The sequence below is a fragment of the Halomonas sp. R57-5 genome (genome assembly GCF_900070345.1).
In the GTDB taxonomy this organism is placed as follows: domain Bacteria; phylum Pseudomonadota; class Gammaproteobacteria; order Pseudomonadales; family Halomonadaceae; genus Vreelandella; species Vreelandella ventosae_B.
This window is the reverse complement of sequence record NZ_LN813019.1, coordinates 4659688-4675053: the sequence shown is the minus strand read 5'-3', so window position 1 is coordinate 4675053 and position 15366 is coordinate 4659688. Positions and strand designations below refer to the sequence as shown.

General features: G+C 57.8%; 15 protein-coding genes. 13 read left to right on the top strand and 2 right to left on the bottom strand.

What is annotated here, in order from left to right; translation table 11 throughout:
• Positions 1–16 precede the first annotated feature (16 nt).
• The 3 genes from rpmA (at position 17) to proB (ending at position 2913) form a co-directional block, all read left to right on the top strand.
• Positions 17–274: a 50S ribosomal protein L27 gene (gene rpmA / locus HALO_RS21315; protein ID WP_008957069.1), complete on the top strand. Its 258-nt coding sequence runs from the start codon at positions 17–19 to the stop codon at positions 272–274.
• 207 nt (positions 275–481) lie between these two features.
• The gene (gene cgtA, locus HALO_RS21310; RefSeq protein WP_035582832.1) at positions 482–1669 is read left to right on the top strand and encodes an Obg family GTPase CgtA; all 1188 of its coding nucleotides are present in this window, start codon (positions 482–484) and stop codon (positions 1667–1669) included.
• 104 nt (positions 1670–1773) lie between these two features.
• Positions 1774–2913 carry a glutamate 5-kinase gene (gene proB / locus HALO_RS21305; protein WP_035582833.1) on the top strand — a complete coding sequence of 380 codons (1140 nt, stop codon included), beginning with the start codon at positions 1774–1776 and terminating at the stop codon, positions 2911–2913.
• Here proB and HALO_RS21300 read toward each other — a convergent pair.
• Entirely contained in the window at positions 2910–3917 is a 1008-nt protein-coding gene (locus tag HALO_RS21300) for a DUF1853 family protein (RefSeq protein ID WP_050713996.1), read from the bottom strand. The two genes, proB and HALO_RS21300, sit on opposite strands and share 4 nt — an antisense overlap.
• Positions 3918–4037: 120 nt before the next feature.
• Complete coding sequence (locus HALO_RS21295) at positions 4038–4517, bottom strand: hypothetical protein (protein WP_050713995.1); 480 nt, start codon at positions 4515–4517, stop codon at positions 4038–4040.
• 160 nt (positions 4518–4677) lie between these two features.
• On the opposite strand from HALO_RS21295, the gene HALO_RS21290 reads away from it, so the two are divergent.
• From HALO_RS21290 to HALO_RS21245, 10 genes are all read left to right on the top strand, one after another.
• Entirely contained in the window at positions 4678–5046 is a 369-nt protein-coding gene (locus HALO_RS21290) for a PepSY domain-containing protein (RefSeq protein ID WP_035582838.1), read from the top strand.
• A gap of 54 nt (positions 5047–5100) precedes the next feature.
• Positions 5101–5775: a winged helix-turn-helix domain-containing protein gene (locus HALO_RS21285; RefSeq protein ID WP_035582839.1), complete on the top strand. Its 675-nt coding sequence runs from the start codon at positions 5101–5103 to the stop codon at positions 5773–5775.
• Positions 5772–7148 carry a sensor histidine kinase gene (locus HALO_RS21280; protein WP_050713994.1) on the top strand — a complete coding sequence of 459 codons (1377 nt, stop codon included), beginning with the start codon at positions 5772–5774 and terminating at the stop codon, positions 7146–7148. Before HALO_RS21285 ends, HALO_RS21280 begins: the two co-directional genes overlap by 4 nt.
• Before the next feature lie 19 nt (positions 7149–7167).
• Positions 7168–9087 (top strand): alkaline phosphatase D family protein, encoded by a 1920-nt coding sequence (locus HALO_RS21275; RefSeq protein WP_035582840.1) that lies wholly within the window; start codon positions 7168–7170, stop codon positions 9085–9087.
• Positions 9088–9249: 162 nt separating this feature from the next.
• Positions 9250–11007 carry an EAL domain-containing protein gene (locus HALO_RS21270; RefSeq protein WP_050713993.1) on the top strand — a complete coding sequence of 586 codons (1758 nt, stop codon included), beginning with the start codon at positions 9250–9252 and terminating at the stop codon, positions 11005–11007.
• A 114-nt stretch (positions 11008–11121) separates the two neighbouring features.
• A complete protein-coding gene (gene phnD, locus HALO_RS21265) occupies positions 11122–12087 on the top strand; it encodes a phosphate/phosphite/phosphonate ABC transporter substrate-binding protein (protein ID WP_035582842.1) in 966 nt (321 codons plus the stop codon).
• A 76-nt stretch (positions 12088–12163) separates the two neighbouring features.
• Entirely contained in the window at positions 12164–13024 is an 861-nt protein-coding gene (phnC, locus tag HALO_RS21260) for a phosphonate ABC transporter ATP-binding protein (RefSeq protein ID WP_035582844.1), read from the top strand.
• On the top strand, positions 13021–13839 hold the full coding sequence (gene phnE, locus HALO_RS21255) for a phosphonate ABC transporter, permease protein PhnE (protein WP_035582845.1): 819 nt from the start codon (positions 13021–13023) through the stop codon (positions 13837–13839). The genes phnC and phnE (HALO_RS21255) overlap by 4 nt, the downstream gene beginning before the upstream one ends.
• A 29-nt stretch (positions 13840–13868) precedes the next feature.
• Positions 13869–14684 (top strand): phosphonate ABC transporter, permease protein PhnE, encoded by an 816-nt coding sequence (gene phnE, locus HALO_RS21250; RefSeq protein ID WP_050713992.1) that lies wholly within the window; start codon positions 13869–13871, stop codon positions 14682–14684.
• Between the two features lie 39 nt (positions 14685–14723).
• Complete coding sequence (locus tag HALO_RS21245) at positions 14724–15353, top strand: histidine phosphatase family protein (RefSeq protein WP_035582848.1); 630 nt, start codon at positions 14724–14726, stop codon at positions 15351–15353.
• The last annotated feature ends 13 nt before the right edge of the window (positions 15354–15366 follow it).

Here is a 15366-nt window from a genome sequence, read left to right as displayed (position 1 = left end):
TTAGGAGGATTTTGCAATGGCACATAAAAAGGCAGCTGGCTCCACGCGCAACGGTCGCGATTCCGAGTCCAAACGCTTAGGTGTGAAACTCTTCGGTGGCCAAGCGGCGACTGCGGGTAACATCATCGTGCGTCAGCGCGGCACGCGTTTCCACGCGGGCACAGGCGTAGGCCTTGGTCGTGACCACACGCTGTTCGCACTGAGCGACGGTTTTGTGAAGTTTGAGACCAAAGGTCCGAAAAACCGCAAGTTCGTAAGCATCGTTTCTGCCTAAACGGCTAGTGCTATGCTCGCGGTTGCGAGAAAAAAGGCCCCGCTATGGCGGGGCTTTTTTGTCGGTTAAATCTCTTTTCCAATACGGTTACCACGATGTTTTTACCACCATGCCTTTATCAGTATGCTGGTGGCAATAAAGGGCTGGGAACGGGTTTGGGAAAACAGTAGTGCATATTAGGGCGGCGGAAGCGGCCGGGAGAATCCAATGCAGTTCGTCGATGAAGCCTCGATTATTGTTGAGGCGGGCAAAGGCGGCAATGGCTGTCTGAGCTTTCGCCGCGAAAAATATGTGCCCAGGGGCGGCCCCGATGGGGGTGATGGCGGTCATGGTGGTAGCGTTTACCTGATTGGTGACGATGCCCTTAACACCCTGATCGATTTCAAATTCCAGCGCTTCTATAAAGCTCAGAACGGCCAGGGCGGTATGGGCCGTCAAATGAGCGGTAAGGCCGGTGAAGACCTGCACGTCAAAGTGCCGGTGGGCACCACGGTGATCGATGAAGACACCCTGGAAGTCATCGCCGATGTCACCGAAATCGGTCAGGTGGTACTGGTAGGCGAAGGTGGTCGGCGTGGGTTGGGTAATATCCACTTTAAGTCCTCGACCAACCGCGCGCCGCGCCGTACCACGCCAGGCACCGACGGCGACCGCCGCAACCTGCGTTTGGAAATGAAGGTGATGGCCGATGTAGGCCTGCTGGGTATGCCCAACGCGGGCAAATCGACGTTGATTCGCTCGGTGTCGGCTGCCAAACCCAAGGTTGCCAACTACCCGTTTACGACCTTAGTGCCCAACTTAGGCGTGGTAAAACTGGGTATGCACGAGCACTTCGTCATGGCCGACGTACCGGGCTTGATCGAAGGGGCCTCTGAAGGTGCCGGTTTAGGGCTACGTTTTTTGAAGCACCTAACCCGCACCCGGCTGCTGTTCCATGTGGTCGACGTGGCACCGTTTGATGAGTCTGATCCGGTGGAAGCGGCCAAGGCGATTGTCCATGAGTTGGGGCAGTTCTCTCCGGCGCTTTCTGAGCGGCCGCGCTGGTTGGTGCTGAATAAGTTTGACCTGCTGCCGGAAGATGAGCGTGAAGAGCGCGCCCAGAAGATTATCCAGGCGCTCAACTGGGAAGGCCCGGTGTTCCGCATTTCGGCGATTAGCAGCGACGGCACCGATAAGCTGGTGCAGGCTGCTTACCGCTGGTTGACCGAGCAGCGTCGCCTTGAGAACGAAGATGAAGAGGCGCTGGCCCGTGAAGAAGAGATGCGCCGCCGCATGGAAGAAGAGTCGGTTGCGCGTACCGAAGATCGTTTGGGTCGTCGGCGTAAGCGTGACGATGAAGACGACGAAGACTTTGACGACGATGATTACGATGTTGAAGTCGAATACGCCCCTTAGTGGTATTGAGAGGGCGCATTCGGTAGTAAGCTTAAGGTTATAAGCTAAAAGGGGGCTGCGTTCGCGCGGCCCCTTTTGTAAGTGTCTGATTGAGGCGGAATGGCATGGATAGTAACGAGCAAATCCTAGGGCGTAGCGCGCTCAGCCGTGCGCGGCGGGTGGTGGTCAAAATCGGCAGTGCGCTGCTCACCAACGATGGCCGCGGCCTGGACGAACCCGCCATTGGCGGCTGGGTAGATCAGATCGCCGCCTTGCACCAGCAGGGGGTTGAGGTGGTGCTGGTCTCTTCCGGCGCTGTGGCGGCGGGCATGGTACGGCTTGGCTGGCAGGTGCGCCCCAGTGCCGTGCATGAGCTCCAGGCGGCGGCGGCGGTAGGTCAAAATGGCCTAACCCAGTGCTACGAGCAGCACTTCGCTCGTCACGGAATGCTCACCGCGCAGATTCTGCTTACCCATGACGACCTTTCCAACCGCAAGCGCTACCTGAATGCCCTTTCAGCACTACGCACCCTGGTAGAAATGCGCGTGGTGCCGGTGATTAATGAAAACGACACCGTGGTCACCGATGAGATTCGCTTTGGCGATAACGACACCCTCGGCGCGCTGGTCGCCAATCTACTGGAAGCGGACGCGCTGCTGTTGCTGACCGACCAGGAAGGCTTGTTTGACGCCGATCCACGCCACAATCCCAATGCCCAGATGATTGCCGAAGGGCGCGCCGACGACCCGCGCTTAGCCGCCGTCGCAGGTAGCGGCGGGGCACTGGGGCGCGGTGGTATGAGCACCAAAGTGCGCGCGGCGCAATTAGCGGCGCGCTCCGGCGCGGTGACGGTCATCGCCAGCGGCCGCCAGCCTGACGTTATCAACCGGATCATGGCGGGCGAAGCGCTGGGCACGCTGCTGCGGCCTGACCAAGTACCCATGGCGGCGCGCAAGCGCTGGCTGGCGGGGCAACTGCAGGTACGTGGCACGCTGGTGCTGGATGCCGGAGCGGTCAAAGTGCTGCGCGATAAAGGCTCTAGCCTGTTGGCAGTCGGTGTGCGCGATGTGCAGGGCAGCTTTAAGCGCGGCGATATGGTGGTCTGCGTGGATGAGCAGGGCGCGTCTGTGGCTAAAGGCTTGGTCAATTACGGCGTGGAGGAAGCGCGTCTGCTGGCGGGCCAGCCCAGCCACCAGATTGAAGCGATCCTCGGCTACGTGGAAGCCCATGAGCTGATTCACCGCGATAACCTGGTGGTTATTTAACCCCTAGCGCGGGGCGGTAGGGGTACTTGCCGCGGCCAGTCATCGGGTACCAAAAATAGCCGCTCATAGCGCTGATCATCGTGCTCACTCTCTGAATACCAGAGCATAACCTGCTGCGGTGAACGCCACGTTGTCACTCTATCGATAATGCTGGGCAGTACCTCCGCCGCAGGGCGAAAAGCGCTGCGCGGCGGTGGTGCCAGCCAGTGGGGTTTTTCCAGCCATACCATCCTTGGAATGGCGGGAAGGCTGGCGGCCATCTCAGGCCAATCGCGCAAATAGCACCAAGTCCCCCGGCGGTGATCAGCCGTTGCACCCTCCGGGGCTGGCATCTCAGCGTGCCAGGGGTAATACAACACGCCCGGTATTGCCAGCCGCTGGGTTAACTGTTCGCTTAAACTGACGCTCGATACACCCAGATCTCGTGGCGTTAACCAATGGGCGAGCGTTTCCAGCGCGGGTAGTGTGTTGGAGAGTGGCAGTTGATGACGCTGTAGATGAGTGCACTTGAGCGCCAGGCTATCCAGCCCACCGGGGCCAATCCAGCGGCTTTGGCTGGKGGGCGCGCCAGGGCCTTCGGGCAGTCCCAGATAGAACTTAATCGCTACTTCCAAATGCACCGGCGCCGGCTTCTCGCGGGTGCGATAGAGCATATCCAGCTCGCCCAGGGTATTGCGCTTTCGCGTGATGCGTACGTTGCTGGCGAGCAGCCGTGTATTGGGTGCGTGGTCTAACAGCGTGTGCCACAGGCGTTCGTGATAATGGCCCATGCGCGTCGCGCGGCTGCCGTTTAAAGCGGCTAATGGCTGTAACTGGCGCAGCCAGGGCAGCAGGGTATGCTCCAAGCCTAGTTCTTGCAGTGTAGGGCGCCCAGCGCAGGGGATGGGGGGCGGCAGCTCCACCAGGTCAGGCGKGGCGACCAGCCAAGCTAAGTCTCTCAGTGCTGACACCGTGTTGCCGAGTGCTCCATCCTCCAGCACGCCATGAAGGCTTTCGTTCAGCACGGATGTCTCCTCAGCACCTTGGTAAGGTTGGCACTAGAAAATTAGCTACATGATTTGGMAGCCTACCATAAACGCAGCGGGCTCCCCGTAGGGAGCCCGCAAAGCGATTAGCTAAAAATATTAATCGTGGTCAATTTGGGTAACTTCGGAAGAGCCCTGACGCACGCTGATTTCTAGTTCGCGGCCATTTTCGCCACGGCCTTCGATATCGATGATGCCGCTTTTACCAATATCGAGAGATTCAAATTCGACCATACCTTCCTGGCTGGCTACGTCTAACGCTTGGCGGATATCATCTTCGCTCATGCCCCAAGCACCGGTAATCAGGCGCTCACGTTGCTCTTGCAGTGTTTCACCGTTATCGAGTGAAAATTCCACGTCAGCGTACCACTCATCGTCCAACCAGCCTTCTACTTCTGCGCGGCCACGGCTTTCAATGCTAATTTCTTCGTAGTGGCTGAAACCGTAGTCATTGGCGKGGGKCAATACGTCATCAATGCGATCCATCGGCAGTGAATCGTCGGCCTGGGCACTACCGGCAGCTGCGGCAAGTAGCAGAGCAGAGGTCGGGATCAGCAGCATTTTTTTCATGGTGTTCATGGCAAATTCCTTCTTTACGTATTTAAACGTGAATGTCTATACGACAGTGAATAAACGGCATTCAGCGAATGCGACAGGGAATTTATACCACCGCGATACTTTCCTTAAGCTGACAAAACTGTTCATCTAGCGTTCATGTTGCTTTTGGCATGCTTGCATCATGCGTAAATTCCTCCGCCACCCTATGAAACCGCTGCGCAGCTTCCAACGAGGCACTCGTCGCAACGTCACTGGCTTAGCTCTCATGCTACTGCTGGTGGGCAGTGCTGTGGGTGACCAGCACTGGGAATCGCTGCACGGCGAGGTACGCCGCGGTGAGGTTGTGCCTCTTGACTCTATTTTGGATTGGTTGGAAGACCACTATATAGGCGAAGTGCTCGAGGTTGAGGTGGAACGTGAAGGAGGGTATGTCGAGTATGAAATCAAGCTGCTTGGCCCGCAAGGGCAAGTCGTCGAGTTTGAATTTGATGGCCATAACGGCCAGTTGATGTCGATAGAAGGCGTACGTATCAACGATATGCGCCGCTAGGAGCCACTAGCCTGTTGCTATCATTTGCCATACAAAAAGAAGGGTAGTTAGCCAATGAAGTGTTTGTTGGTAGAAGATGACCAGGCGCTGGCTCGTGAGCTAAGCCAGGCGCTGCGCGACGGAGATTGGCTAGTCGAGCATGCGGCCACTGGTCAGGACGCCGATTTTCTGGTGCGCACGGAAGCCTACGACACGCTGATTTTGGATGTCGGGCTACCCGATGGCGATGGCACCCGCTGGTTGGCAGCATGGCGGGAAGATGGTATCGACCTGCCGGTGCTGATCCTTACCGCCCGTGAGCGCTGGGCCGATAAGGCCGCAGGATTTACCGCCGGCGCGGATGACTACGTCACCAAGCCGTTCGAATCGGCGGAAGTCCTCTTTCGCCTACGTGCGCTGGTGCGCCGCAGCCATGGCCATGCCCACCCGGTGCTGAAAGTGGGCGAGCTGAGTTTGGATACCCACACCCAGCACGTTTCGCTTGCCGGTCGCCCGGTGGGATTAACCGCCCAGGAGACCCGTCTGCTGGGTTATTTGATGCACGCCGCACCACGGGTTGTCAGCCGTACCGAGCTTTCAGAGCACGTTTACGACCGCGACCACGAGCCAGACTCCAACGTGATCGATGTTCAGGTTAGCCGTCTGCGCCGCAAATTGGGCAGCTGGCGGATTGCTACCCTGCGTGGCCAGGGCTATCGGCTATTAGCTGAAGAGCCTGCTAGCGAATGAGTCAAGACACCACCGCATGGAAAGACCGCTGGGCAAAACGCTCTATCAGCGTGCGGCTACTGCTGGCCGTATTGGTGATGGTCGGGCTGGCGCTGCCCATCGCGGGTACGCTGCTGTCTCATCATTACCGGACCTCCGCCACGCAGGCCTTTGACGAGCGCCTGGGGGCCACCCTCAACGTCATTATCGCGGGCGTTACCTATGACCCCATTGAGCAGCAGCTCGTCCACGACCGGGCGCTGGGTGACCCACGTTTTGAGACTGTCTATTCCGGCTGGTACTGGCAAATTACCGATGGCGAGGAAAACACCCTGGCCTCGCGTTCGCTGTGGGATCAGCGCCTACCGGTCATCGACAATGACACCCTTAGCGCCCGCTCGATACCTGGTCCCCGGGGCCAGTCGCTGCGCGTGGTGGAGCGCGATATCTATCTGGCGCCGTTAGAAGCGCCGCTGCACATTAGCGTGGCCGCTCGGGACGATGTGTTAGCCCGCGATATTGGCGAATTTCAACGCCTGCTATGGGGCGGTTTAGTAGGCTTGGGCGTGCTGTTGCTCGGCGTATTGGCGCTGCAAGTACGCTGGGGGCTAGCACCGCTTCGGCGTATGCATGCCAATCTACACGATGTGGAACAGGGGCGCGCCGAACAGCTGGATACCCGCTTGCCTGACGAGCTAGCGACGCTAGCGGCCTCGATGAATGCGGTACTGGCCCGCGACCAGCGCTTGATCGAGCGCGGCCGCCATACCGCTGGCAACCTGGCCCATGCGCTGAAAACCCCGCTGAGTGTGATGCGCCTGCAGCTACGCCAACTACCAGAAACGAACCGTGCCGCCTGGGAAGTTGAGCTAGAACGCGTGGATAGCGCGGTACGTCACCATCTGGCGCGGGCATCGGCAGCGGGCGAGGGCGTACGCTTTGCGCCGATTGATTTGCACGCCACCCTAGCGCCGCTGCTCAACGGGCTAGCCAGGCTTGCCCAGCGGCGCGGCATTGCGCTACGCCAAATCTGGCCGCGTGACGTTAAGGTGCATATGGATGAGCAGGATATCCAAGAGCTGGTGGGCAACTTGATGGATAACGCGCTGCGCTGGGCACACAGCGATGTGCAGCTACAGGTAGCGATCGACGAGCAGCAGTTAACCTTAACCGTTAGCGATGATGGCCCTGGTATGTCCGAAGCCGAGTGTCAGCAGGCGGTACAGCGCGGTAAACGGTTGGACGAACAACGCTCGGGTAGCGGTCTGGGTTTGGCCATTGTGACCGACCTTGTTGCTCTCTACAGCGGCCATATGCAGCTGAGCCGTCCTAGCACTAGCGGATTGAAAGTGGTGGTGGAACTACCCGTCATCGCGCGTAATCGCCGCGCGTAACTAATGGAGACCGCACCGAATGAATCGCACAGATACGCTGCCCGATATAGTCGCCGGCCCCCTGTTAAGACGCATCAGCACTACCCGTCTGGTACTTTGGCTTGTTGCTATCCGGCCGCTGAACATGACCTTGGTACTGCGCCCAGGGCGCACCGATAGCCAGTCGATTGGTTTAGCGCACCATCAGCAGTGCATCGCTATCGGTGAGCGCGCTTTTATCTACCTAATCGATTGTGAGCTTGAGTCAGCACTGCCCTGCGACGAGCGCATCGAGTACGACCTGCAGGTGGAAACCCAGCAGGGCGAGTGGCGCTCGCTGCCCGAATGGGCGCCGTGGCTGTGCTATGACGGTGCCGCTTACCCTGCTTTTGTGATTGCCTCGCGGCATCACCGCTTAATGCACGGCTCCTGCCGTAAGCCCCATCACGACAGTGCGGATGGCTTGGTGCGTGCCGACAGCTGGCTTGCCGAACAGCAGTCAGCGCCCACCGAATGGCCCGCCTGGCTCTTGATGACCGGTGATCAGGTGTACGCCGACGATGTGGCCGGGCCGATGCTACGTGCCGTGCATGCGCTGATTGAACGGCTAGGGCTGGTGGATGAGTGGTTGGAAGGGGCGACGGTCGATGATAGCCAGGCGCTCTACCGCTCGCCGGATAGCTACTATCGCCGTGCAGAGCTACTGCCCGATGTGACTAGCAACGTGGCGCTGCGCGAGCGCTTCTTCGGCGGTGTCAAAAAGCCCGTGTTTACCTCGGCGAATGCCCATAACCATTTGATGACGCTGGCCGAAATGCTCTCCATGTACTGCCTGGTGTGGTCGCCGACGCCCTGGCAGGTGATTGCGCCAACGCCGCCTGAGTTAGATGACAAAGATGCCGAGCTGTATCGTCAGGAGCAGGCGGTGATCGATGACTTTGTTGCGGGTTTGCCCCAGTGCGCGCGGCTGATGGCGCATTTGCCCAGCCTGATGATTTTCGACGATCACGACGTCACCGACGACTGGAACCTGACCGCCGATTGGGAGCGCGCCGCCTACGGTCATCCGTTCTCTAAGCGTATTATCGGTAACGCCCTGGTGGCCTATCTGCTTTGCCAAGCCTGGGGTAACGACCCGGATAAAATGAACCCGTTAGTCCATCACGCCTCGACCCTGCTGGGCGATGGCGACCAGCCGCTAGTATGCGCCGAGCAGGATGGGTTGATTGAGCGGCTGCTGCGTTTTCAGGGCTGGGAGTTTCAGGTGCCCGGCACTCCCGCGCTGATTGTGCTCGATACCCGCACCCGCCGCTGGCGCAGCGAGCGCAGCCCGCACCGCCCTTCGGGCTTGATGGACTGGGAGGCGCTAATGGAAATGCAGCAGGCGCTAATGGGGGCCAAAAGTGCGGTGATTGTTTCTCCCGCACCAATGTTCGGCGTCAAGTTGATAGAGGGAATCCAAAAGCTGTTTACCCTTGCCGGTAAGCCGCTGGTGGTGGATGCCGAAAACTGGATGGCTCACCGCGGAGCGGCCAATACGCTGCTGCAAATTTGGCAGCACTCCAAAACCCCAGGCAACTACGTGATTCTATCTGGCGACGTGCACTACTCGTTTGTCTACGACATTGTGGTGCGCCATCAGCGCCGTTCTCCCCATCTGTGGCAGATCACCTCAAGCGGGATCAAAAACACCTTTCCCAAAAACCTGCTCAATACCTTTGACCGGCTCAATCGCTGGCTCTACGCGCCGTGGTCGCCGCTTAATTGGTTCACCAAGCGCCGCAAGCTAAGCGTTCACCCCCGCGATCCTGACCGCGCCAGCGCTGGTGAACGGCTGTGGAACGCCAGCGGCATTGGCTTAGTAACGCTGGATGAGAAGGGCCACCCTATCGATATCCGACAGCTCGACGCCGACGGTAGCGAGGTGGTCTTTCCGGCGCGGGAAAAACCGCTCATTTAACGTCAGTGTAGCGTCAACTGACTGATGTCCTTGATGATTGTCATTATAGCGTCACAAAAATGACGCACGCTTGCTTGCAGCTTATCAACCAACTCCAGGGAAGGTGACACATCATAGGAACCACCGCTGGTTATTAGGGTGGCAGAATAGGGCAGCAGGCAAATGACCGCACAAGAATCGCAGTGGTTGCAAAAGATTATTGCAACAGAAGAGTTGCACGTGCTCTTTCAGCCCATTGTGGATGCCAGCCAGCAGGCGATTTATGGCTACGAAGCACTGATTCGTGGGCCTAAAACATCGCCGCTTCACTCGCCGTTACGACTGTTTGAAGTAGCCACTCAGGCCGGAAAGCTGGTGGAATTAGATATACTCTGCCGACGGTTAGCCATCTACCGCTTTGCAGAGCTTGATCTGCCGGGCCTGCTGTTTCTTAACGTTATGCCGTTGACGATCGTAGAGCGTGATTTTCGCGAAGGCTTAACGCTTGGCTTTATTCGTGACAGCGGCTTGCCCCCAGAGCGGGTGGTGATCGAGCTCACTGAACACGTGCCAATCCACGACTACGAGCTAATGCGCCAAGCGGTGGATCACTACCGCACTATGGGCTTTCAAGTCGCGCTGGATGATCTAGGTGCAGGGCACTCAAGCCTACGCCACTGGTCTGAGCTGCGCCCGGATTTCGTTAAGCTCGACCGTCACTTTATCTCCGGCATCGATCAGGATCCTGCCAAGCGAGAATTCCTGCGCTCGATTCTCGACGTGGCCCGTAGCCTGGACTGCCAAGTGATCGCCGAAGGGGTGGAGACCGCTGCTGAGCATCTTTGCTTGTGGGAACTCGACCGTGGGCTCGCACTACTACAAGGCTTCTATTTCGCCCGACCCAACCAGCAGCCGCCTTTAGAACTCAATATGGTGCTGCCGGCGAGCACCCAATTAAAAAGCCCTGCGGGTCGTACCACGCGCTCGATTTTACGGGCTACCGATGCCATAACGACGGATTGCGCAGTGCCGTATATCTCCGAGCGATTTCGCCAACAACCCAGCTTGCGCTGCGTGGCCGTGCTGGAGAATGGTAAGCCCGTGGCGGTGGTGCGACGCAACTCGTTTTTAACTCTATTTACCAMCCCCTATAGCCATTCCCTTTATGCCAAGCGCCGCGTGCTGGACGTTGCTGATGCACGCATGCTGGTGGCCGAAGCGGATACTCCGCTTGAGATTTTGAGTCAGAAGTTGACCGACAGCCGGGATATTGAGCAAGAGGACTTTGTCATCGTTAACGCTAACGGTGACTACCTGGGGATGGGCAATATCGTTGACCTTTTGCGTGAGATTACCGCGATTCAGGTGCGCCAAGCGCGGCATGCCAACCCGCTCACCGGCCTGCCGGGTAATATCCTGATCAATGAAACCCTGGCGGCTTATTTGGCCTCCGGGCATGGGTTTGCCGCGGCCTATGTTGACTTGGATAACTTTAAAGCCTTTAACGATGCCTATGGCTACGCCCGAGGTGACCACATCATCATTTCGCTATCGCGGCTGCTGCAAGCACAGGTAGAGAATGCCGGGGGCTTTATTGGCCATATTGGCGGCGATGATTTTATGATGTTGCTGCCGCTTGAGCACTGGGAAAGTGTTTGTCAGCAAATTCTGCACTCATTCGAGGTGATGGCGCCGGGCTTCTATGAAGAGGCTGATCGCCTTCAGGGCGGGATTCACATCGAAAACCGTCAAAATAGAATGACGTTTTTTCCCTTTGTGAGCGTCTCGATTGCGGTAAAACCCATCCACGATACGACTACCTGCCAATCGCTGGATATCGCAGGCGAGCTTTCTGAGCTGAAGCACCAGGCCAAAAAAATGCCCGGTAACAGCCTGTTTGTAGAGCGCCGCGGCCACGAGGCTTTTCAAACTGCAGATTAACTGTCCTTCGCCAAAACGTCACGAAGCGGTCATATAAGTGTCCCATTTTTGTCATCTGGGGTCGTCAGGATGTTGTCATCTTTTAATAACTCTACAGAACGCTACAGGTGACCCATGCAGACATTATCTTTTTCCCGCACGTTAATTAGCGCCGCCGTTGCCAGTGCCTTCGCCTTAGCCGCGGTGAGCGCCTCTGCGGACCTTTCATCGCGCTATGTGGATAACGATGGCGATATGGTCGCCGATGTCCCCAGCGACGAGTCACAGTGGGTTGACCCGGATACCTTGGTGTTTGCCTACACGCCGGTTGAAGACCCCGCGGTTTACGCGGATGTCTGGTCTGACTTTCTGGATCACTTGAGCGAAGCCACTGGCAAAAAAATCCAGTTCTTCCCGGTGCAGTCCAACGCTGCCCAGCAGGAAGCGCTGCGCGCTGGCCGTCTGCACGTAGCCGGTTTTAATACCGGTGGCGTACCGGTGGCGGTTAACTGCGGTGGTTTCCGCCCGTTTGCGATGATGGCCGCTGAAGATGGCAGCTTTGGGTACGAGATGGAAATCATCACCTATCCAGGCAGCGGCATTGAGGCTGTTGAAGACCTGGAAGGTCGCCAGTTAGCGTTTACTTCCGAGACCTCCAACTCCGGTTTCCGCGCTCCCTCCGCGCTGCTGCGTTCAGAGTACGGTTTGGAAGCGGGTGAAGATTTTGAGACCGCTTTCTCGGGCTCTCATGACAACTCCATTCTCGGCGTGGTTAACGAAGACTACGAAGCTGCTGCAATAGCTAACTCCGTTGGCAAGCGAATGATTTCCCGCGGTGTGGTTAGCGAAGGTGATTACGACATTATCTACACCTCACAAACCTTCCCTACCACCGCGTACGGGCTGGCCAATAACCTGAATCCGGAACTTGCTGAGAAAATTCAGGATGCGTTCTTCAGCTACGACTGGGAAGGCACGGCCCTCGAGTCAGAATTCGCTAACTCCGGCGAAGCACAGTTTATTCCGATTACTTATCAGGAAAACTGGGAAGTTATTCGCACCATTGCCGACGCCAACGGCGTGACCTACGACTGCGATTAATCAGTCGGTTATCAGCAATTATTCGGCCAGGAGGGCTCACCTTCTGGCCGTTTCGCTATACATAAGAGGTAGAACGATGTTGACACTCAGTGGCGTAGGCAAGCGCTACCCAACCGGGGACCGAGCGCTTACCGATATTGAGCTCACCCTGCCCAAAGGCCAGGTAATGGCGCTGATAGGACCTTCTGGCGCGGGTAAAAGTACCCTTATTCGCTGTGTGAACCGATTGGTTGAACCTACCCAGGGCAGCATTCGCCTGGAGAACACCGAACTCACCAAGCTCTCGGGCCACAAGCTGCGTCACGCCCGCCGCTCCATGGGGATGATTTTTCAGGAGTACGCACTGGTAGACCGGCTCACCGTGATGGAAAACGTGCTGTCTGGTCAGCTCGGTTACGTGGGTTTTTGGCGCAGCTTTTTGCGCCGCTACCCCCAGGAGGCAGTGGTCGAAGCCTTCCGTCTGCTAGAGCGGGTAGGGCTGACCCATGCCATCGACAAGCGCGCCGATGCATTGTCCGGCGGCCAGCGCCAGCGGGTGGGTATCGCCAGGGCGCTACTGCAAAGCCCCAAGCTGTTGCTGGTTGACGAGCCGACCGCCAGCCTCGACCCGAAAACCTCCCGCCAGATCATGCGCTTGATTCGCGAGCTATGCGCAGAGCGCGAGCTGGCGGCGATTATCAATATCCACGATGTGGCCCTGGCTCAGCAGTTTGCTGACCGTATTGTCGGCCTGCGCGCTGGAGAGATCGTGTTTGATGGCCTGCCCAGCGAACTCACCAGCGAGATCCTCACCACGATCTACGGTGAAGAGGATTGGGACACCACGCCTGAACCCATGGACGATGAAGTCAGCGGCGATGAGGCGACTAACACTACTCCGATTAATCCTCCCTACGCGCGGGTAATGTCGTCAATTGAAGCGGGAGTGGCACGATGAGCGAGCAGGCACGCCAGCAGGCGGCGCAGCGCGGTCAGTGGCGGCGACTACCGCTAATTGAAAGTCCCCGCTTGCGCTGGGGGCTCGCCATCGGCGCGGTGGTTTATCTGTTTTTAGCGCTTGCCTCGGTAGAGGTGAACTGGGCGCGGGTGGCGGAAGGCGCAGGCCGGGCGGTTAATTTTTTAGGCGCCTTTATGCAGCCTGACTTTGTCAGCCGCTACGACGATATCGTCGCAGGCTTGCTGGAAAGTTTGACCATGACGCTCACCTCCACGGTATTGGGTGTACTACTGGCGATACCCGTGGGCTTAGGGGCAGCGCGGAATATTTCGCCGCTACCGATCTACTTTGTGTGTCGCGCGATTATTGCCGTCTCCCGTACGTTTCAAGAGATCATCATCGCCATTCTGTTTGTGGTGATGTTCGGCTTTGGCCCTTTCGCGGGCATGATCACTCTGGCCTTCGCGACGATTGGCTTTATGGCCAAGCTGTTGGCGGAAGATATTGAAGACTTGGATTGGCGTCAGGTGGAGGCGGTGAGGGCGACCGGTGCGAGCTGGTGGCAGACCATGAATCACGCCGTGCAGCCCCAGGTGATGCCGCGTTTGATCGGGCTCTCCATGTACCGCCTGGATATCAACTTCCGTGAGTCGTCGGTGATTGGCATTGTCGGCGCGGGCGGTATCGGCGCCACGCTGAATACCTCGCTGAGCCGCTATGAGTACGACACCTCCGCGGCGATTCTGTTGATCATCATCGCCATCGTGCTGCTGTGTGAATATAGCTCTAGCCACGTTCGCCGCTGGACCCAGTAACGCTGACCCTGAAATTCTGGAGAACTGTTATGCCCGTATCTACTACATCCCAGGGTCAGCCAGTTTGGCGGCGGCGCACTACCCGCGCTCAATGGTTGCAGTACTTGGCTTGGCTGGCGGGTGTCAGCCTATTTCTGCTCTGCTGGAAGATGATTTCCGACAACACCATGTGGGTGTTTGTGGAAGATGCCGGCCGCCAGGGAGCAGATCTGATCAGCCGCATGACCCCTCCCGAATGGAGCTACGCCAATGTGCTCTGGAAGCCCATGTGGGMCACCATCAATATCGCCACTTTGGGCACCGCGTTAGGGATTATGATGGCGTTTCCGGTGGCATTTTTGGCTGCCCGTAACACTACGCCGCATCCGCTGGTGCGCAGTTTGGCGCTGATGGTGATCGTTTCATCGCGCTCCATTAACTCGCTGATTTGGGCAATGCTGCTGGTGACCATTCTTGGTCCCGGCGTGTTGGCGGGGATTATCGCCATTGCCCTGCGCTCCATTGGTTTTGTGGGCAAGCTGCTTTACGAAGCGATTGAAGAGATTCACCCCACCCCCGTTGAAGCGATTAGCGCGACCGGCGCGAGCCGCATGCAGGTGATGAACTACGGCGTGTTACCGCAAGTCATGCCCGCTTTCGCCGGAATTAGCGTCTACCGCTGGGACATTAATATCCGTGAGTCCACGGTATTGGGCTTGGTCGGGGCCGGTGGTATTGGCCTGCAGTTGAATGCTTCGATAAACAGCCTCGCCTGGGATCAGGTCAGCGTTATTTTTATTATGATTTTTGCCACCGTGCTAGTGTCGGAGTGGGTGTCTGCACGGGTGCGCCACGCGATTATTTAACGAAACTATTTAACTGAGTTAGCCGCCCAGGAGGCGAGTATGCGTTTTCCCGAAGCGGAGATCACAACGATTGATTTACTGCGTCATGGTGAGCCAGTAGGGGGGCGTATGCTCCGCGGCTCCACCGACCATCCGCTGAGTGAAACCGGCTGGCAGCAGGTCACCGATGCAGTGATGCGCCATACCGTAGAGGGGCATTTACCCTACGATGCGATTGTCACTTCGCCGTTAACGCGCTGCCGCGAATTCGCCCTATGGTTGGGCGAAGAGTTTGATCTGCCCGTTCAGGTAGAAGAGGATTTCGCTGAGCTGCACTTGGGGCAGTGGGAGGGCAAAACTCACGCCCAGGTGTTTGCCGAAGAGGGCACCGAGCGAATGAGTGCGTTTTGGTACGACCCTGCCACGGTGTCGCCGCCCGGTGGTGAAACCCTGCAAGCCTTTGACGCGCGCCTGGCCGAGGCCTGGCAGCAGCTGTTAAAAAATCCACCGGGCAAGCATGTGCTGGTAGTGGCGCATCTGTTTGTCTGCAATGGCCTGCTGCGCCGGGTGATTGAGCAGCCGCTTTCGCGGGTACTGGCAATGGATTTACCCTACGCGGCCATGAGCCGGGTGCGTCATGAGCGCCATGCGCTGGGTGAAACCAGCTTTGTCGAGTGGATCGGCCGCTAACCATTGGCGGCTA

Excerpts from the sequence above, each read along its gene's own strand:
- phnD (WP_035582842.1), top strand. The coding sequence starts at position 11,122 with ATGCAGACATTATCTTTTTCCCGCACGTTAATTAGCGCCGCCGTTGCC.
- phnE (WP_035582845.1), top strand. The coding sequence starts at position 13,021 with ATGAGCGAGCAGGCACGCCAGCAGGCGGCGCAGCGCGGTCAGTGGCGG.
- HALO_RS21280 (WP_050713994.1), top strand. The coding sequence starts at position 5,772 with ATGAGTCAAGACACCACCGCATGGAAAGACCGCTGGGCAAAACGCTCT.
- HALO_RS21275 (WP_035582840.1), top strand. The coding sequence starts at position 7,168 with ATGAATCGCACAGATACGCTGCCCGATATAGTCGCCGGCCCCCTGTTA.
- phnC (WP_035582844.1), top strand. The coding sequence starts at position 12,164 with ATGTTGACACTCAGTGGCGTAGGCAAGCGCTACCCAACCGGGGACCGA.
- HALO_RS21290 (WP_035582838.1), top strand. The coding sequence starts at position 4,678 with ATGCGTAAATTCCTCCGCCACCCTATGAAACCGCTGCGCAGCTTCCAA.
- HALO_RS21245 (WP_035582848.1), top strand. The coding sequence starts at position 14,724 with ATGCGTTTTCCCGAAGCGGAGATCACAACGATTGATTTACTGCGTCAT.
- proB (WP_035582833.1), top strand. The coding sequence starts at position 1,774 with ATGGATAGTAACGAGCAAATCCTAGGGCGTAGCGCGCTCAGCCGTGCG.
- HALO_RS21285 (WP_035582839.1), top strand. The coding sequence starts at position 5,101 with ATGAAGTGTTTGTTGGTAGAAGATGACCAGGCGCTGGCTCGTGAGCTA.
- rpmA (WP_008957069.1), top strand. The coding sequence starts at position 17 with ATGGCACATAAAAAGGCAGCTGGCTCCACGCGCAACGGTCGCGATTCC.
- cgtA (WP_035582832.1), top strand. The coding sequence starts at position 482 with ATGCAGTTCGTCGATGAAGCCTCGATTATTGTTGAGGCGGGCAAAGGC.